Consider the following 17,948-nt stretch of genomic DNA (forward strand, 5'->3'; position numbering starts at 1 on the left):
TAGCGAGTTAAGCTGTTTCAAAAAAAAGCCTTCGAGCTAAATCGAAGGCTTTTTTTCACTATCTATTTGAACTAATCGTTGAACCTATACCTTGAACTGGCCTAGTGTCGATGATATATCAGTGGCTAACGCCTGCAGTTGCTGTCCGGCTATCTCTATCTGCTGAGCTCCCAGGGCCGACTCATCGGATGCCTCTCTGATGTTCTCAATATTTTGATGCAGGGCATCGACCACCACACTCTGCTGCTCTGTCGCCGAGGCTATCTGGGTATTCATATCGGCAACCACATCGATATCGGCACTGATGTCACCAAATGCCACGGAGGTGAGTTTTGCCTGCTTAACACTCGCATCCGCCTTTTGTCTGCCTAAGTCTATGGTGTGTACCGCCTCCTCGACTTGATTTTGCATGCCCAGGATCATTCGTTCTATATCTTGCGTCGACTGTTGTGTTCGCATCGCTAAGGTGCGCACCTCATCGGCGACAACCGCAAAGCCGCGGCCATGTTCGCCTGCTCTGGCGGCTTCGATGGCGGCATTGAGTGCCAATAGGTTGGTTTGATCGGCAATCGACTTGATCACATCTAAGATACTGTTGATATCTTGGGCCTCCTGTTTCAGGCCATTCATCGCGCTGACAATCTGATGGACTGTGTCGGACAGCTCATTGATGAAGGTGATGTTATCCTCTACTAATACCTTGCCTTTCAATGCTCTGTCTTGAACCGTTAGTACTGATTTTGCTGCATCAGCGGCGTTGCGGGCGACATCGGTTATGGTTGCGCTCATCTCCTGGATAGCCGTTGCCACTTGATGATTTTCATGTTGATGCTGGGTAAGCAGTTCTCGTGAACGGCTGGTGATCACCGACATCTCACCAGTAGCACAATCTAATACGGTTTGACTCTGCTGCATTTCGATAACGATCTGTCGGACTTTCTCGGCAAACTGATTAAATCCGATGGCCAATTGAGCCAGCTCATCTTTACTCGATATCGCGAGCCTGACGGTCAGGTCGCCATCGCCCTGAGCAATCTCTTCCATCGCAAACGTAGTCGCATTTAGTGGGCGGGTAATTGAGCGAATAACCAGCATCGACGCGATAAAGATCATCGTTAATAGCAGACTAAAAAATATTAATTTCTTTTTAATGAGCTGAGCAAACTCGGCATCAATATCATCGGTATAGACGCCAGTTGCTAATATCCAATCCCAAGGACGGTATAACTTAACAAACGTCACCTTGGGCTCCAGAGCAGAGGAGCCAGCTTTAGTCCAGACATAATCGACATAACCTTCGCCTCCTTTGCGTACAGCATCGAGGAAGGCAACATAGACTTTTTTGCCCGTGGGGTCGGAAAAATTTATCAGGTTATTGCCCACATCTTTCTGGCTGGTGCCATGGGCCAATTGTTTGGCGTCGGTATCAAAAATCCACAGGTAGTTCTGCCCTCGGTAACGCATTGCAGTAATTTCAGATATGACCATCTCCTGAGCCTCAAAAAGGCTCATCTCACCACGCTCGACCGACGCTTGTGCTCGCTTGAAAAGGGACAGTGCGGAATTAACTACACTGCTGATTTCAGCTTGTCGTTGTGTCAACATTTTTGACTTTTGGCTAAAGGACTCGTATCCGGAGCTGACGATAAACGCCAGCACTACAAAGATTAATAGCAGCCAGATCCTTTGAACGATAGAGAGCTGATTTAGCATTTTTTTTTCCAGTGGTAATTGAAGATAATTTAGTTCGTGCTAAATTTTGTTTTTATATTGTTTTTCATTTGCATGTTTTGTGTTGTGATGATTACCGCGAATAACTTTTCCGGTGTTCTTGGCTTGTGTGTTTGCACAAAGTTTTGTTTATGCTAGGGAAAAGCCTTCGAGTTACGTCGAAGATAAATGGGGTCAGAGTCTGAGGGATCCCCACGAATTTAATAGCATGCTTGTGGATCCTTGATTAAATCTTGTGGCGTCTTGATCCCTGTTAGCCAGTGAGACTTCAGCAGCCTCAATGACTTATCTTTGTAGGCTCTTAATCCTATAAATTGGTTTGATAAAACATTACGATGTTTGATCGAATTTGCTAACAAATAACATGGCCACCCATCCTAACTGCTTATGCAATGGCATAAAGGTTTTAAAGGTACCTTACTGTCACACAAGTTTGTAAAAGGTGAAGACTTAAACGAATTTGAACGTAAAACAGTGAATGATTGTATAACCCAATACCGACAACGCTTAGTTGATATCAGTTGGTTTATGCGTACCTTAAGTGAGCCGATTGCTCGAATGGCCAATAAAGAAGATAAGTGCACAGGCAGGTTTTATTCTCCGTCATCCATGGTTCTCACCCTTCGGGCCAGCTAAAGCTGTTCAAATTCATTCCCGATGAATTTGTGGGAAGGGCGGTTTACCTTTTCTTTTATAAATAGCCAAGCATTATTAGACAAAGCAGCCGTTCTGAGCTGTATGGCCTATGTCGACCATTATTTATTAATAGAAAGGCCTATCCGCGCCAAAATGACCACCCCCCCGAAACCTCAGACTACACCAGCATTCAACGCCGAATACACTCAGCGATAAAAGGTGAACAACCAACAGAGTTATTGCCTTTTGTGGGGAATGAGCGTGTAAACATGCCTAATGGTTTAATGTTCAGTGTCAAAGACTACATAGTGCTGGTGGAAGATACTGGGCGAATTGTTCGAGAGGATAAACGGGGTGCAATTAGTTCAAGCAGTCAAACTATTCTTAATAGACTAAACATACCTGCCGAGAACTGGTTAAAAATCACTACAGAGTTTGGTTCATTATTTAAAGGTGCTGTTGGGGCGTTACCTGCCTTAACAGAATATTGTGAGCATCTAGAGCGAAAGCTACGCCAAGGCGCTTCAAACTCCCAGCGCTGGTTGTGTGCCTAAACGCTAACTCTTAACTCCATAACACCACTCTCCACTTGATTGATATCAAGCTTTCCTGCCGCGTTAAATCGACCATATTACTGACTGATTGACCATCGAGTACTAATTTGTTAAACCATCCTGTTGAATTTGCTCGATGATAAAATTATACAAAGTGATCGCAACTCAAATAGAAAGGGGTTATGTTGTTACTTCAAAAAATGGGTGGCTATGTATTTCGTCAAACTGCCAGCGTTGGTTGTGTGCCTAAGCAATCATTTCTTAATCCCACAAAACCATCTTCCACTTGATTGATATCAAGCTTTCCTGCTGTGTTAAATTGACCACATTACTGATGGATTGGCCATCGAGTGCTAATTTGTTAAACCATCCTGTTGAATTTGCTCGATGATAAAATTATACAAGGTGATCGCAACTCAAATAGAAAGGGGTTATGTTGTTACTTCAAAAAATGGGTGGCTATGTATTTGGTTGGCTTTAGATTAATAACGACTCTAGCCCATTGAATTAAGGTGCTTTTGTTAAAAAATAATATACATAACGAGCCATATCATTCTCGGTTATCTAAATTCTCGCTTTCGTCCAGACTAAAGAGTGATTGATTTGAGATATTTAAGCTGATAAGTTACTAAAATTATTAATAATTAAATTGATATGGACGCTGGTTTTTGGTTAACTTCTCAGAATGTTTATCGGAATTCACGCTAAAACGATAGAAGCTCCCGAGGCGCCAGTTTAAAATTTAAACTAAGGATTAGAATTGAATATTATAAAAATTCAAGAGCAACTTGACTCAAATCGTAGATCTGTTGCATTTGATAGTTACGACATTACGTTAAAGCAACTTTATGACATGGTTCTTGAAGGGATGGTTGATATAGCCCCTGAGTATCAACGCCATTTTGTTTGGGATTCAAACAGACAATCAGCTTTAATTGAGTCACTTTTCCTAGGAATACCTATTCCAAGTTTATTTATGGCGTCTAATCGAGATGCATCTTGGGAAGTAATTGATGGACTTCAAAGACTAACGACAATATTGAATTTTATCGGAAACGATAATGAGCTTAAAAACATATTAATTAAGCATGAAAAGTTAAAATTGTCAGGGCTTGAGAAATTAGATTCAATGAATGGGTTGATATATGACGACTTACCAAAATCCATGCAGTTTATGTTGCAAACTAGGCCGTTAAGAATAACCGTTTTGAATGACAGGAGTGATTTTAATGTTAGGTATGATCTATTTGAGAGGCTGAATACTGGTGGCGTAACCTTACACGAACAAGAAATTAGAAACTGTGTATATATCGGTCCATTTAATGATTTTATAAAAGATTTATCGGTAAATTCTGATTTTAGAGCTGTTGTCAAAATGACTGCAAATGCAGAGAGAAGTGGTAGTTACGAAGAGCTTGTTCTTAGGTTTTTCGCTTACCATGAAGATGCTGAACAGTTTGTTCATAGCGTGAAAGGTTTTTTGAATGAATTTATGGAGAAAAAAACAGAGTCATTCAAAGATAAAGAAAGTAAAGAGTTGAAAAAAATATTCCAAAATACTTTCAAGGTGCTTAGAGATAATTTGCCTGATGGTATTGTTCGTGGTGCTAGAAAGAATATAACTCCAGTAGTTTTATATGAAGCAATTTCAGTAGGCTGTGCTAAGGCAATAGGCAGTGGTGAAAATTATGCCCCCGAAAAACTAGAAGCACTGCTTAATGATCCAGAAGTAAAAAAGTCTACTACGGGAGCTACGAATAGTAAAAAAATGGTACTCAAGAGAATTAATATCGTAAAGGATACGTTGGTTAATGGCATTTAATATTGTACGAGCTAACTCAAGAGAGCGGTTTAGTGAAGTTCAAATCAACCTGAATTACATTGAATCAATTGAGCCAGATGGAGAGGCTACGCCCGAAGTTAAGATAATGAGGGGGCTTTATTACGTGCACCTTTATTCTGCGTTGGAAAAGGCATTAAATGAAACAATTGAACAAACGATCCTTATAATAAAAAGTAAAAGCATTAAGAACCTGCATTTTTCTACGCCATTCAATGTGATTTCGTTGAATTCTAAAATGCAAAGTTTTAAACAGTGCGGATATAAAGAATACTTCGATAGATCATCTGAGGTGTTTGGAAATATTGACTCAGAAAATATATTCGATATAAGTAATACTATATTTTCTCAAAACCTACAAAATGTTTGGTATAAAACTATTCAGGATACAATTCAAAGTTTCGGGGCAACACCTATCCAAGTAGAACCGAGAGTAAAGTTAACCATCGATGAAATAGTTGATAAACGAAATGCTGTTGCGCACGGGCGTGAAACACCTATCGTAGTCGGAGAACGACATCGTTCTAACATACTAAGAACTAAGACTCAAGAGATACAAATGGTAATAGAGCAAGTCATTTCTACTTTTGAAGAGTACATTGCTAACTACGGATTTCTAAAACCACTTTATATTCAAGAGTATAGCTTGGCTTAATAGGCTTCTAACAAGTGTATGAACTCGGATTTTTTCCCGTGCTTCGCACTCCAAAATAAACCAGTAATACAAGCGTTAGGTGCAATAAGGAAATCCAGTTTTGGCACATGAAAATACTATTCCATTAATATCAAAGACAGCATTTAGCTGTCCCCATTGTGGCGCATATACAACTCAGCATTGGTATAAAATGAATGCTGCCCCTTATGATGAAGATAATCGAACCCCGATGATTCCTGATGAATCACTAGCTGAGAAATTCCGAAACGAAGTAAGCGGTCAATTAAGCGGTGGAGCCCGATATCATCAAGCTTTTAGATCGGCATGCCAAGGTAATAAATCACTTAAATCAGCAAATTTATCCCGTTGTGGCAGTTCCGTGAAAAGTTTTTGGAAGTAAAAGTACGGGTTAATATCGTTGGCACGGCAAGTCATCACCAAGCTATAAAGTGCAGCACTGGCTTTTGCACCATTTACCGATTGGCAGAACATCCAGTTTTTCCGCCCCGTCGTAAACGGCCTGATATCGCGTTCAGTGACATTATTATCAATGCCTAATTCACCTGATTCAAGGTAACGCCTCAGTTTTTCCCACTGATTCAATGTGTACTTGATTGCTACCCCAATTTTACTTTTGGGCAGGACTGTTTTCTCGCTTTTTTCTAACCATTCATGCAACGATGTTAAGATTGGCTCAGCCTTTTCCTGCCGGAGTGATTTTCGCTTATCGGGCGGTAATGTTTTTGCCCGCTTTTCTATTGCATACAGTTTTTGAATATAATTGATACCGACTGTTGCTTTGCCGGTTTTCTTCGGTTGCACCGCTAAGGCATCGTGGAATTTGCGTCTGGCGTGTGCCCAGCACCCGACTGGCATTATTCCTTCTATATTGTCGTAAACACTGTAACCATCACATTGTAAATATCCGGCATAATCTGCTAGAAATGCTTCTGGGCAACTGCGTGCACGACTCGGTTGATAATCATAAATAACAACAGGGTTATCGCTAAATTCATTGCTGCGATAGACCCACATATAGGATTTAGTTGCTGCTTTTCTATCTGGTTCATCCAATACTTGCACCGTTGTTTCATCTGCGCACAGCGTTGATTGAGCGAGTAGATTAGCTTTCATCGCAGCAATTAACGGCCTAACTAATTCGGCACTGGCTATGCACCAATTGGCCAGTGTAGCGCGGCTAATATTTAAACCGCCACGGGCAAATATGTCGGTTAACCGATAAAGCGGTAGGGCATCACAGTATTTGGCGGTCACCACAGCCGCAAGCGCTTCAGGGCTGGCGATACTCTGGGGGATCGGCTGTGCAGGCTTAGGCGCGGTAATGACAGAGGTACTGGTTGATGTTGTTTCACATTCACGGCAAGCATACTTGGTTTGCCTGTGCTTAATGACGCTGATCTTCTCTGGAATAATGTTGACTTGTTCGCTTTCTTGCACACCGCATTCACGCATCACATGACCACAGCAATCGCACATAGGGCTGTCAAGAGTATAAGATCTTTCTTCACGTTCAAGGTGCTCAGGTAATCGTTTTCGACCCGTTTTACCTTGTTGTTTATTTTCATTTTTATTTGTGGATTGATCCTGCTCAGCTTCATTGAATGTGCCTTTCGGCATTTTCTCACTGCGTTGACCAAACTGCTTATTGCGGTTGAGTTGCAATTGTTCCAAAGCGATATTAAGGCGGTTTTCCAAGTCTTTATTTTTAGCATTGAGCACCTGATTTTCATGCTGCAACATTGCCAGCATTTTTTTTAGTTGTTCAATATTATCAGGCTGTTCAGTTGTCATTAATTAGCGTTCAAGACCAATAGATAGCGCTAGTTTGCCTGCTGTATTTGATCATGCAACCGCTATTTAGCGATCCAGTGATGATCACCTCACTGTCAGGCCATTTAAGGGTTTATGCCCATGGGATACTTCTAACGATAAGCCTGATAGTAACCAATTTAGCTGATGCTGGTTGATTGTCAGCGCGTCTTGTTCGTCGTTAGCGCCAGGCCACTTAAAGCGACCTTTTTCTAGCCGCCGATAGTAAAGCCAAAAACCATTAGTATCCCAAAATAAAATCTTAATTTTGTCCCGGTGGCGATTACAAAAAATAAACCAGGCTTGATTCAACGGATCCATTTCCAATACATCACTGACGATTAAAGATAAGCCATCAATGGCTTTACGCATGTCGGTATGGCCGGTAACAAGATAGATCTGCTTATGTGGTGTCATGCTGATAGCACGCGTAAAAATTGTTGTAATTTGCTTGGCGCTAATGAGGCTGGAAAAGAAAACAGATAGCCGTTGGGCAATGCCAGCGTGAGTGGCTGGTCAGGTTTAATTTCAGGAAAAATCAGCGGCACCACTTTTTGCTTAGTTGATGACGAATGCGGGTTAAGTTTTTTAGTCCACGCATAAAATGTAGATAGGGTTAAGTCATTGGTTTTACAAAATTCAGCTTTGGTTAATTTACTTTCAGTTTGCTGCTGAAAAATGCGTTGCCAGTATTGTATTTTATCGTTTTTTGACATGATTGTTTTCCTAGATTTAGTTAGGAAATAATCATGTCACATTTGAAGATTATTGGTATGTGCGGTTAATTGAGCGCTTACGAAACGAAAGAGATATTTCTGAAGAAGAAAAACATGAATTTATCAAATGGGTCAACGACATGCACGGTGTTTTTCAAGGTAGTTGGCACTCTTTACTTAAATTTTAAGCTGCATTTCTTGTTTCTGTTTCAGACTTCTTATCTGGGTTCAGTGTGACTTCACCTACAGCGTCACAATTCCTTATACCGTTTGGCCAGCGTTTAGGATTTCTTGACCTCGCTTCCTCTAGCACTATCTTACGCTTAGATAAAATAGTCCTGTCTTGCATCGCATGACGCTCACTCGGTGACACAAAGTTGAGCTTGCTGTGTTTATGCTTAGTATTGTACCAAGTCACAAATACTTCGACCCATTCTCGTGCTTCGGTGATGCTTTTAAAGCCAGAGCTGGGCCATTCTGGCCGATACTTTAATGTTCTAAACAGCGACTCGGAGTAAGGGTTATCGTTACTGACACTCGGGCGGCTTAATGACGCGGTAACGCCCAACTCTTCAAGCTTGGCTTTCATTGTTAACGACTTCATCGGAGCACCATTATCTGAGTGCAATACCAGTGGCTTCTTAAAGCATTGCTCACGCAGCATATTGCGTTGCATTAACTCGGCCGCTAGCTCACCACATTCACGTTCATGGACTTCATAACCCACAACCTTACGGCTATAAATATCCTCAAACATATATAGATAATAAAAGCGTCCTTTGATGACCGAAGCTAAATAAGTGATATCCCAAGACCACACTTTGTTCGGCCCATCTGCAACATAAGCATCTGGTTTACTTCTTTTTGTTATGCTTTGGCTTCGTCCACGTCGATTTAATTGAGCATTGGCTTTTAACACTCGGTAAAAACTCGACTCTGAAGCGATATAGACCCCTTCATCAAGCAGCGTCGGCACGATTTGTGAGGGAGGTAGACTCGCAAACCTTGCCTCATTCGAGGTTGCCAGTATCAGCTTTTCCTCGTCATCACTAAGCTTGTTGGCTGGCTCCTGTCTTACCGCCGAGGGCCTTAAATCAGCTTGTACTTTTCCTGCTCGATACCAGCGCCGATACGTCCGCTTACTTAGCTCTGCTTCAGCGCAAGCCTTGTAAAGACGTGCACCGTGGGCATACGCTTCTTGTATTAAATTCACCAATGTTATGCGCTTAGGCAAAGGCGTTAACTCTCCTCGTTGTCGTCCTCCCAAAGCGCATTGAGCTTTTTTCTAAGCACCAGTAAATGTAATGGTCTAATGAAACTGTAGAGATTTATAGCTTAAAATAAGCAAAATCTTAAAGGTATTTATTATGATTAGAAAAACTAAAATCACTGTCAGCCCTCTTCAAAAATTAGAATATGCCAAGCTGATGGTCGAACAGGGTTACACGAACAAGCAAATTGAAGATATGTCAGGTGCAGGTAAATCTGCGGTGTCTAGATGGAAAGTGCAGTACCAGGCTGAATTAGCCGGTAAAACACCGAAAAATGTCAAAGCATTAACTGAAGAACAACGAAGAATACAGCTTCTAGAAGCCCAACTAAAACAAGCCATGAGGGATAATGATATCTTAAAAAAGGCTGCAGCTTTCTTCATTCGAGACAATCAAAACTTAAAATGATGCGCGAAGTAAAGAAAGCAAACCCAGGCTTTAAAATGAGTGAATTATGCCGAGTATTCGAGATCAGTTGTAGTAGTCTCTATTACAAACCGATCCCAAAAAGCGTTGAAAAACAGGCTCAGATACAATTGATAGAGCAAGCTTTCTCTGAGTCACACTCGACGTATGGCAAACGTCGAATACAGGCTGATTTATTAGATTTAAATTGTAAGGTTGGGGTTTACGCCATAGCTAGCGTAATGAAAAAATTGGGATTAATAGCGATTAAGCCAAAGAAAAAGCATTACTATCCAAATCAAGGTGAGGAGCAAGTTTACGCACCTAATTTGCTTAGACGACAGTTTAACCCTACGACTTATAATACCCATTGGGTGGGTGATATTACCTATATAAAATCACATCAGGGGTGGAGTTATTTAGCCTGTGTACTTGATTTAGGGACCAAAGAAATCGTTGGGTATGCCTTATCAAGCCAACCCAATGCAGCGTTAGCGACAGCGGCATTAAATAACGCGATACAACGTCAGAGGCCAAATACACAGGAGTTGATGTTTCACTCAGACCAGGGTTGTCAGTACTCAGCTAAGGTGTTCAGAGAAAAGCTAAAGCACTTAGGCATTGAACAAAGTATGAGTCGTAGAGGAAATTGTTGGGATAATGCGGTGATGGAACGATTTTTTAGGAGTTTAAAGACTGAAAGATTAAACCGTTTAGCTTTTACCAATCACAGCGCAGTAGTGAGCGTGGTTGAGCAATATATTCAGTTCTACAATTACAAACGCAGACATTCGGCAATAGATTATAAGACGCCACATCAGAAATATAATGAGTTAAAAAAAGCGGCTTAAAATCTCTCCAGAAATACTTGACCATTACAAAAGCCGCTGTTTCTGCTAACGCCTTCTCTTTGTAGCGTAGCTCTCGTTGCAGGGATTTGATTTCTGCTTTGTCTGATTTGGCTTGCTGCTTAATCGTTTTGGCTTGAACTTCACTTGTCGTAAAGCCCCCTAAACAATCTTGTTTCCACTGCTGAACTTGTTCTCGAAACAAACCATTTTCTCGGCAATATTGGCTTACTTCAGCTTCAGACATTGGCGCTGTTTCAATGAGAACGGCAAACTTAGCTTCGGCCGACCAATCATTACTGGTCAATTTTTTACCTGGCACTGGGCGACCCTCTTTTTTAGCTTTATCGCGCCAATGATACAGGGTTTGGTAGGCGATCCCTTCACTACGTGCCACTTCCATGACGGTCATATTGTGGGGAGGCAATAACTTCTTTAAAACTGCTTTTTTACGTTCAGATGAATATCGTGCCATTGAGCTCTCATTGACCGCCCCCTCTATTTAATTATTGGATGATTTTAAGGGATGACAACAATCCTGACACAGGGGGTGCATTCAGGAAAACCTTTTTTCGAGAGTTCAAATGGCAGCCTATATTGTGCCCCTGTTGTTCAAAACTGTAATATTTCACGTTGCTATAACTGCAAAGATATATCAGTTTGGATACACGATAAAATTGTATATCCAAATACTAAGATTGATATTAAGCCAAACTCTGATCTTCCAGAACATATTCAAGCACTATTTAATGAAGCTAGAGAAATTGCAGAACTTTCACCGAAAGGTGCGGCTGCTTTACTGAGGCTATGTATCCAGCACCTTTGCAAGGAACTAGGTGAGAGTGGTAAAAAGATAGATAAAGATATTGCTAGCTTGGTTAGTAAAGGGCTTAACCCTTTAGTTCAAAAAGCACTGGATGTTGTTCGAGTAGTAGGTAATGAAGCGGTTCATCCGGGAGAGATTAATTTAGATGATGATAAAGGAATCGCTATTAAGCTTTTTGGTTTAGTTAATTTAATTTCAGAGCAGATGATTTCACATCCTAAACACGTTGAAGCTTTGTATGGTGACTTACCTGAAGATAAGTTAAAAGGCATTGAACAGCGAAATAACAAAGCGCTGGAAACAAAATAAAGCACGTAACAATAGCTTTAAAGTGTTACTAAAACAGTTGGTTAGGTTTCGTTGCACTCCACATTAAAACCAACTATTTAGTCCGCTTAGCGCGGCGTTGAACCAAGCCGCTGCGCGGAGCCAAATGAGGACTCAATCGCGTATATTATCCTCATTGAATCAGCCAAGCTTAAAGATGTATGATAGGAAAATACGATGAAAAGGAATTTCAATGAAAAACTTACCCACTACTCGATATCAATTGACTCACAACTGCTCTGTAGCCCAGAGCCAGCATCAAAAAAAGCAAATCCTTATAGCATAAAGCGTACCAATTAACCTGGACTCGGCAACAACCAAGTCCAACAAGTGATTTGTGCCATGCAAACGGTGCAACGCACAAATACTAAAACGTTATGTGGCAAGGAACATCGAACAACATGGGTGATGAATTTAAGCTCTGGATATTTGGGCTATATGCTGTAATTATTTTATTTGGGATGGGCGGTGCGGTCTGGACCGTAAAAAGAAGAAATGAGAAAATAAATAACCTACAACAGGATTTGAAAAGCAAAATTAAAAATGATTTTGAGTTAACTTCACAAGATATTACTTTAATAGGGAGTGCATATGATTTGTCTGCGTCCAGTTCAAGGTTAGCACTCTATCGTGTTTATAAAGATATCGATAAAAAAGATGATTTTAAAAAACTCAAAACTTTAGTTGAGCAACTTCAAAAAGATGAACCTTTTGATACAATGCCAGATGAAGTAAAACCTTCTTTATCACGAATCTCTAATTTAGCCTCGGATTCCCCCGTGGACTCTGATAAGCATATACTTACACCAATTACGAATATACTAACTAAATATCAAGATTTACTTGAAGAACAGAAGAAGACTAAAAAACAAGCCAGTATTGCGTATACACTCACCGTTGCTAGTTTTTTTGTAGGTGCTATAAGTTTGTATTATGCTTTTGTAAGTCCATCGGCAAAAGATATTGCTGCTGAACTTATTCAAATAGAAGAAACAAATTCACATAACAACAAGCCAATTAAGCCGGACTAAAAACAGTTTGCTGTTTTCGTTCCTCAAGCATTTTAGCCAACTGTAATTCTCCGCTTATTGCGGCCTTGAACTAAGCCACTGTGCGGAGCCAAATTAGTGCTCAATCGAGTATGTTATCTTCATTGAATCAGCAGGTTACCTTCACTTAAATATTACAAGGACTTATAAATTGGATTATAAAAAGAGATTAGAAGAAGCTTTTTCTAAAACAAAAAACCTTGATTTTACAATAGATATTCCGCTATTTCCTTTAAAAGTAGTCATTCCGAAAGAAATTAAAAAACATATTTTTCAGTTATGTACGGATGCATTAAACCATTATGGCTATGTCAGTTCTTCTGAACTTGCTGCTAAGTGTACACCTGTACATTTAATGATTCAAAGCCACCTGAAATCAAATCTAAACATAGATAGTTGTATCACAATCGGTGACCTATATTGGGATGATTACATTTACTGTGAAATGACTGGTGATAGTATAAAAAAAGAACTTGAAAACCCAAAAGTACACGAGACAATAAAAGCGCATGTATGGTTAACACTTCTTGATGGTACTATTCTAGATTGTACCGCCCAGGCACATTTAGATTTATTACAAGATCGCGGTGTGCACCCAGCACATGAATGTATAATGCTAGTTGAACCAAATAAGTCCGAAGATGCTAAGTCTGGTTACCACAGACCGTTTCTTTTAGGTACAGACTTTTTAACGAAGACAGGAATGGTACGGGTAGGCTACTTATAATCTCAATTCACTAAATTTAGCATAATGTTATTCAGCGTGTTAAAGCGCTATTGCCCTATTCTTATTTGCAGCAAATCACTTAACCGATAACTTTTAAATCTAGTTTTGAAAAATATCGGTTTTACATATCACGAAAACCCAAACACCTCACGCCATATGTGGCGTAAAACACGCCATATATGGCGTGTTTGCGGCCCTTGAAACAGGGTATATTTAGATATGCTTGATACGACTACGTAACTGGCTTTGCTTCTTCTCTGGTTCCTCTTTGCGTTCACTCTCGTTACATCCTCGCCGTTGGGCTCCTTTATAGGATCCCATTTTTTTGCTCGCTATTTGGTGAACACATGATCCGCAAAAAGGTGTATATCGCCGGGCCTATGTCTAGTTTGCCAGATTGCAATCGCCACGCATTTAACTTAGCTGCACAAGTGCAAAAGTCGTTAACCAAAGCTAAAAGTGCCACCAACCTAATAAGATTACACTTTAGACATTAGAAAACCTTATTATGAAAATAACGTAAGTTGTAATTGTAGAGTTGATGGTTTGACCGGATTAATAAAATTTATGTATTGTTTTTAGACACAAAAAAGCCTGTAAACATATGATGTATACAGGCTTTTCTATTTTAGATTTGGTCGGTATGAGGAGATTTGAACTCCTGACCCCTGACACCCCATGACAGTGCGCTACCGGGCTGCGCTACATACCGAATTTTTTGCTAGTGTTTCACAATGTTAATGCGTCCAATATTCATCTTCAGCTAGATTTGCAAAACATCACTTAGTTAGTCTATTAGCTTTGGGGTGACTAAGTGAATAAGCACTTTATCAACTGTAATTAACTAGTGCAAGTAGTTAATTATCAGCCATTTATCAATTGATTATAAAACATCCATTTGCTGAAAAGCCTAGATTACTCACTATCGAAATATACCATTAAGATTAAGGATCTGGTCGATAATGAAGGGGCTATAGATTGTGAATGCGACCACTGAGGTTATTGCACACACAATCAATAGTGTTAACTATTGATTGAAGAGCCTGCGACCTTCGCGCATCACTTGGATCAATTCTGGCGCACTCAACTTTTTATCCAAGCGTTTGCTATAGTCTAAATCGTAAATGCGGTATTTGCCGAAACGATCTAATACGGTTATCTCTGATTTTTGATAAATGGCAAAGCGGCGGCTGTCGCCAATATATACCCAGGTTTCATTGTTGGGCTCAAGTAAACCGCGGCCTGAGCTGTAATCTGTGCTTGGGTTCGTGCAGCCTAAAACATGGCTAAGCAAGGTTGGCGCGATGCCATAATGGCTGGTGCGGTAGTTGATTTTATTACTGTGACTATTTGGCCAATGAATAATAAGTGGCACGTTGACATTATCTGGCGATAAATTACTGCGAGCATCATTAGTGTTGCTGGTAAATACTTGGCCGTAAGTGCCGGTGATCAGCACGACGGTATCATCACTGACGTTATCGAGTAGAGTAGCCAGCTGTTGGTCAATAAAGTTAAGTGATTGACGATATTGATTAAACAACACTTTTTGTGCCGGCTTTAATGCCACGTGAGGTTTAACGGTTTGTATGCCTAGAAAACCTACGGGGGTGTCGTAGTCTTTTGGTGCAGTAAGGTTCACTAGGGTAAACCACGGTTGTGTTTGGTTAAGTTGCCATACATTTACTGCATTAATAGTGTTGATGTCGGCATCGGCGCTGCCATTTCTACCTTCACTGGTGTGCATGTGTATATCGTTAAACATGGCACTATTGGCAATATATTCATCACTTTTAGGCGCAAACATGGCCAATTGATAGCCTTGCTGCGTAAGAATGTTGGTTAAGATCGGGCTGGTGCTATCAAACTCTTTGCGATCGCTATAATTGCCTTGTAAACCATACATTAAGGTAAACATGCTGGTTTCAAAGTCAATGCCACCAGTATAATGATCCATAAAGCGCTGATTTTGATTACGGTATTGACTTAAAAACGGCATGGTGACCTTGTCGACCATGTCTGCACGAAGGCTGTCTATGCTAATGACAAGAATATTTGGCTGGCTGTCTACAGTACATTGCATCGGGCTGATGGGATAGCTCAAATTGCGTGATTTAGTATTGCGATATTCAGTTGACCGCATGCTGCTGTCAATGCCATGGTTTTCCATAAATGATCGTGCTGTTGCAGGGTATGACACTGGGTATGCATCGTCAAAACGGGTGATTTCGGTTATGTTTGTAGCATCGGCCCAAATATGCAATAAATGGCTGCTGACAAAGCAGATACCAACAAACAGTACGACTTTGTTGCCCCATTGTTTTTTCTGAATTTTGTCGATGCGTTTCCACAAAAAATTGGCAACCGTGAGTTCAACAACCACAATAACGATAGGGGTAACAATGTATGAGGTACTGTGTAATAGGGCGTTGAGGTCTTGCCAGGCTAAATCGAAGGCAAAGGGGCTTAAGTGGATGCCGTAGTCATCATAAATAATAGTGTCATATAGCAGAGCATATAATCCAATTGAGGCGATAAATGCAGCAAAACCGCGTAAAATTTTAGAATAAGGAAGCAATAAGGTAATCGGGAAGATAAAAATTAAGTAAACGATAAAGGCTAAAAACGTAAAGTGACCAATGGTACTGATGGCAAGATATGACCAACCAATAACGGATTCTGGGTAGCCCACACTGCCAATATATCGAGCGCCAATTAACATCGCCAATATGCCATTAAAGAAGGCAAACCAGTGACCCCAATTAACTAAGCGTGACACTTTATCACGCGTCATTTGCTGCTTTTTACGCTCGATCATGTTAACTCGTATTCCTGCATTATTATCAAAGACTATTCTCAGTGTAACTGATTGTTAGCCTTAGCGATAAAAATTTATTGAGTCGATTACTTAACCGACTGTGTTAAGGCTTTGGCAAATTGCTCCGCGACTTTTTGACGTGATTCACCTGGGACTTTTTGCTCGAGTAAATGCGTCACGCAGTTACCTAATACCATTAGGCTTAAATCGGTGGGGGCTTGATGCTTAGCGAGAACTGCAAGCAGCTCGCTGATAAGTGCTTCAACTTGAGTGTTTGTATATTTAGATTGAATTGCCATAGTCAGAAAACGTCAATAAAGAATGAATTAGCTGCACATAATAACGGATTTAGTCGTCGCTCGCCTCAAGTTTTATTCGGTCTATGTAAGGAATATCGTAAACCCTGTTCGATTTACACGCTTGGTCTGATATCATTCTTTCATAAATTATCATCTGCGACAGACTAGGATTAACAAGGCTTATGAGCATTAGGATTGAGCAAGCAATTATTCACGAAATCTCTCAAGACAGTCAGGGGGAAATGCGCTGTCGTTTACGCCCGCAACCGTTGTTTAATACTCACGCTGTTGAAACCATGTTAGAAGAGTTACATCAAACCTTTACGGGTAAAGCGGGTAAGGGGTTTGGTTTTTTTGGTACCAGTGGTGATGATGGCGAAGCCAATGATGCTTTTTCTAATGCTCTGACAGGATATCGCAGTAGCGATTTAGGCTTTGTTGAATTTAGTGGCCAAGCGAGCCAATTGTTACAGCAAGAACTGGCCAAGTACGATTTTAGCCAAGGCGGTTTTTTATTGATGTCTTGCTACACCAGCATGACGAGCGATTATTTGTTTGTGGCGCTATTAAGCGCGAAGTCGTCGATGACGGTGTTAGATGATATGGAATTGTCGCAAAACAACCATTTAGATTTAAACAATATTCAACTAGCCGCGCGAATTGATTTAACCGAGTGGCAGGCAGATAAAAGCTCTCGTAAGTATATTTCGTTTATTCGTGGCCGCGCGGGCCGTAAAGTGGCTGACTTCTTTTTAGATTTTATGGGCTGTGTCGAAGGCGTTAACATCAAAGCGCAAAACAAAACCTTGATCCATGCGGTTGAAGATTTTGTGTCGGGCAGTGAGTTAACCAAAGATGAACGCCAAGAGTGTCGCAATAAAGTGTTTGAATATTGTTCTGAACGAGCGGATTCAGGGGATGCGATTGAAGTAAAAGATTTAGCCGACGAGTTAGCCGACACGGGTATGGATTCATTTTACGATTTTGCTTGTGGCGGCAGTTATGAGTTAGATGATGAGTTTCCGGCAGATAAAGCCAGTTTACGTAGCTTGAAGAAGTTTTCAGGTACCGGCGGCGGGGTGACATTGAGTTTTGATAGTGGGCATTTAGGTGAGCGGGTTATTTATGACCCGATATCTGACACTCTTTTGATTAAAGGTGTGCCGGCCAATTTGAAAGACCAATTGGATCGTCGTTTAAAAGGCGATTAATTTAATTTTAACCGGTTATATGTTGTTTATGTGTTTTAATCGCGCCCTATTTGGGCGCTTTTTTATGAGCGAATATACTGACACCAAGTCATGTAAGTCTAACTCGGGTTATGTTTTTTTGAATGTGCGAGCAACTGAGGCTGATGTTGGGTATGTTAGGTATTACTTCACGAGTGATGTTTCCGTTGAGTGGTGCGATGCGTTA

The 17,948-nt window shown here is 40.7% G+C and carries 13 protein-coding genes, 1 tRNA gene and 5 pseudogenes; 9 read left to right on the forward strand and 10 right to left on the reverse strand.

The features are described from left to right. Positions 1-84: 84 nt before the first annotated feature. Both EGC80_RS13380 and EGC80_RS13385 read right to left on the reverse strand, forming a co-directional pair. Positions 85-1,608, reverse strand: a pseudogene (locus EGC80_RS13380) (methyl-accepting chemotaxis protein); the annotation flags it as partial. A 323-nt stretch (positions 1,609-1,931) separates the two neighbouring features. Then, positions 1,932-2,084, reverse strand: a pseudogene (locus EGC80_RS13385) (IS4 family transposase); the annotation flags it as partial. A 34-nt stretch (positions 2,085-2,118) separates the two neighbouring features. Between EGC80_RS13385 and EGC80_RS22720 the strand changes: the two are divergent. From EGC80_RS22720 to EGC80_RS13405, 3 genes and pseudogenes are all read left to right on the forward strand, one after another. Beyond that, positions 2,119-2,921, forward strand: a pseudogene (locus tag EGC80_RS22720) (transposase). A gap of 760 nt (positions 2,922-3,681) precedes the next feature. Further along, positions 3,682-4,743 (forward strand): GmrSD restriction endonuclease domain-containing protein, encoded by a 1,062-nt coding sequence (locus tag EGC80_RS13400; protein WP_124014252.1) that lies wholly within the window; start codon positions 3,682-3,684, stop codon positions 4,741-4,743. Further along, positions 4,733-5,416 (forward strand): MAE_28990/MAE_18760 family HEPN-like nuclease, encoded by a 684-nt coding sequence (locus EGC80_RS13405; RefSeq protein ID WP_124014251.1) that lies wholly within the window; start codon positions 4,733-4,735, stop codon positions 5,414-5,416. The genes EGC80_RS13400 and EGC80_RS13405 overlap by 11 nt, the downstream gene beginning before the upstream one ends. Positions 5,417-5,722: 306 nt before the next feature. Here the strand turns inward: EGC80_RS13405 and tnpC are convergent, their stop codons facing one another. The 4 genes and pseudogenes from tnpC to EGC80_RS13430 all read right to left on the reverse strand — a co-directional run. Further along, entirely contained in the window at positions 5,723-7,228 is a 1,506-nt protein-coding gene (gene tnpC, locus EGC80_RS13415; protein WP_124011563.1) for an IS66 family transposase, read from the reverse strand. Positions 7,229-7,312: 84 nt separating this feature from the next. Continuing rightward, positions 7,313-7,663: an IS66 family insertion sequence element accessory protein TnpB gene (gene tnpB, locus EGC80_RS13420; RefSeq protein ID WP_124011564.1), complete on the reverse strand. Its 351-nt coding sequence runs from the start codon at positions 7,661-7,663 to the stop codon at positions 7,313-7,315. Continuing rightward, positions 7,660-7,962 carry an IS66 family insertion sequence element accessory protein TnpA gene (gene tnpA / locus EGC80_RS13425; protein WP_124011565.1) on the reverse strand — a complete coding sequence of 101 codons (303 nt, stop codon included), beginning with the start codon at positions 7,960-7,962 and terminating at the stop codon, positions 7,660-7,662. Before tnpA ends, tnpB begins: the two co-directional genes overlap by 4 nt. Before the next feature lie 184 nt (positions 7,963-8,146). Beyond that, positions 8,147-9,247, reverse strand: a pseudogene (locus EGC80_RS13430) (IS3 family transposase); the annotation flags it as partial. 82 nt (positions 9,248-9,329) lie between these two features. Here EGC80_RS13430 and EGC80_RS13435 point away from each other — a divergent pair. Further along, positions 9,330-10,489 (forward strand): IS3 family transposase gene (locus EGC80_RS13435; RefSeq protein WP_407695556.1). Its coding sequence is split into 2 segments (ribosomal slippage): positions 9,330-9,603 and positions 9,603-10,489, totalling 1,161 coding nucleotides; the frame shifts between segments, so codons are not numbered across the junction. A 16-nt stretch (positions 10,490-10,505) separates the two neighbouring features. On the opposite strand, the pseudogene EGC80_RS13440 reads toward EGC80_RS13435, so the two are convergent. Further along, positions 10,506-10,961 (reverse strand): annotated as a pseudogene (locus EGC80_RS13440) (transposase); the annotation flags it as partial. A 51-nt stretch (positions 10,962-11,012) separates the two neighbouring features. Here EGC80_RS13440 and EGC80_RS13445 point away from each other — a divergent pair. The 4 genes from EGC80_RS13445 to EGC80_RS23020 all read left to right on the forward strand — a co-directional run bounded on the left by EGC80_RS13445 (position 11,013) and on the right by EGC80_RS23020 (position 13,912). Then, a complete protein-coding gene (locus EGC80_RS13445) occupies positions 11,013-11,621 on the forward strand; it encodes a DUF4145 domain-containing protein (protein ID WP_124014184.1) in 609 nt (202 codons plus the stop codon). A gap of 419 nt (positions 11,622-12,040) precedes the next feature. Further along, entirely contained in the window at positions 12,041-12,670 is a 630-nt protein-coding gene (locus EGC80_RS13450; protein WP_124014183.1) for a hypothetical protein, read from the forward strand. Between the two features lie 169 nt (positions 12,671-12,839). After that, the gene (locus EGC80_RS13455) at positions 12,840-13,415 is read left to right on the forward strand and encodes a hypothetical protein (protein ID WP_124014182.1); all 576 of its coding nucleotides are present in this window, start codon (positions 12,840-12,842) and stop codon (positions 13,413-13,415) included. Between the two features lie 347 nt (positions 13,416-13,762). Further along, positions 13,763-13,912 carry a DUF4406 domain-containing protein gene (locus EGC80_RS23020; protein ID WP_372491497.1) on the forward strand — a complete coding sequence of 50 codons (150 nt, stop codon included), beginning with the start codon at positions 13,763-13,765 and terminating at the stop codon, positions 13,910-13,912. 138 nt (positions 13,913-14,050) lie between these two features. On the opposite strand, the gene EGC80_RS13460 is transcribed toward EGC80_RS23020, so the two are convergent. From EGC80_RS13460 to EGC80_RS13470, 3 genes are all read right to left on the reverse strand, one after another. Further along, a tRNA-Pro gene (locus tag EGC80_RS13460) sits at positions 14,051-14,127 on the reverse strand. A gap of 315 nt (positions 14,128-14,442) precedes the next feature. Further along, the gene (locus tag EGC80_RS13465) at positions 14,443-16,233 is read right to left on the reverse strand and encodes a DUF3413 domain-containing protein (RefSeq protein WP_124014181.1); all 1,791 of its coding nucleotides are present in this window, start codon (positions 16,231-16,233) and stop codon (positions 14,443-14,445) included. An 86-nt stretch (positions 16,234-16,319) separates the two neighbouring features. Continuing rightward, a complete protein-coding gene (locus tag EGC80_RS13470) occupies positions 16,320-16,532 on the reverse strand; it encodes a YejL family protein (protein ID WP_101030423.1) in 213 nt (70 codons plus the stop codon). 182 nt (positions 16,533-16,714) lie between these two features. Between EGC80_RS13470 and yejK the strand changes: the two genes are divergently transcribed. After that, a complete protein-coding gene (yejK, locus tag EGC80_RS13475; protein ID WP_124014180.1) occupies positions 16,715-17,743 on the forward strand; it encodes a nucleoid-associated protein YejK in 1,029 nt (342 codons plus the stop codon). Positions 17,744-17,948: the final 205 nt, after the last annotated feature.

This window comes from Shewanella psychromarinicola (assembly GCF_003855155.1).
Lineage (GTDB): Bacteria > Pseudomonadota > Gammaproteobacteria > Enterobacterales > Shewanellaceae > Shewanella > Shewanella psychromarinicola.

What these genes read in the sequence shown, in the direction of transcription:
- EGC80_RS13470 (WP_101030423.1), bottom strand. Translation starts at nt 16,532, where the DNA reads ATGGCAATTCAATCTAAATATACAAACACTCAAGTTGAAGCACTTATC.
- EGC80_RS13450 (WP_124014183.1), top strand. Translation starts at nt 12,041, where the DNA reads ATGGGTGATGAATTTAAGCTCTGGATATTTGGGCTATATGCTGTAATT.
- tnpB (WP_124011564.1), bottom strand. Translation starts at nt 7,663, where the DNA reads ATGACACCACATAAGCAGATCTATCTTGTTACCGGCCATACCGACATG.
- yejK (WP_124014180.1), top strand. Translation starts at nt 16,715, where the DNA reads ATGAGCATTAGGATTGAGCAAGCAATTATTCACGAAATCTCTCAAGAC.
- EGC80_RS13445 (WP_124014184.1), top strand. Translation starts at nt 11,013, where the DNA reads ATGACAACAATCCTGACACAGGGGGTGCATTCAGGAAAACCTTTTTTC.
- EGC80_RS13405 (WP_124014251.1), top strand. Translation starts at nt 4,733, where the DNA reads ATGGCATTTAATATTGTACGAGCTAACTCAAGAGAGCGGTTTAGTGAA.
- EGC80_RS23020 (WP_372491497.1), top strand. Translation starts at nt 13,763, where the DNA reads ATGATCCGCAAAAAGGTGTATATCGCCGGGCCTATGTCTAGTTTGCCA.
- tnpC (WP_124011563.1), bottom strand. Translation starts at nt 7,228, where the DNA reads ATGACAACTGAACAGCCTGATAATATTGAACAACTAAAAAAAATGCTG.
- EGC80_RS13465 (WP_124014181.1), bottom strand. Translation starts at nt 16,233, where the DNA reads ATGATCGAGCGTAAAAAGCAGCAAATGACGCGTGATAAAGTGTCACGC.
- tnpA (WP_124011565.1), bottom strand. Translation starts at nt 7,962, where the DNA reads ATGTCAAAAAACGATAAAATACAATACTGGCAACGCATTTTTCAGCAG.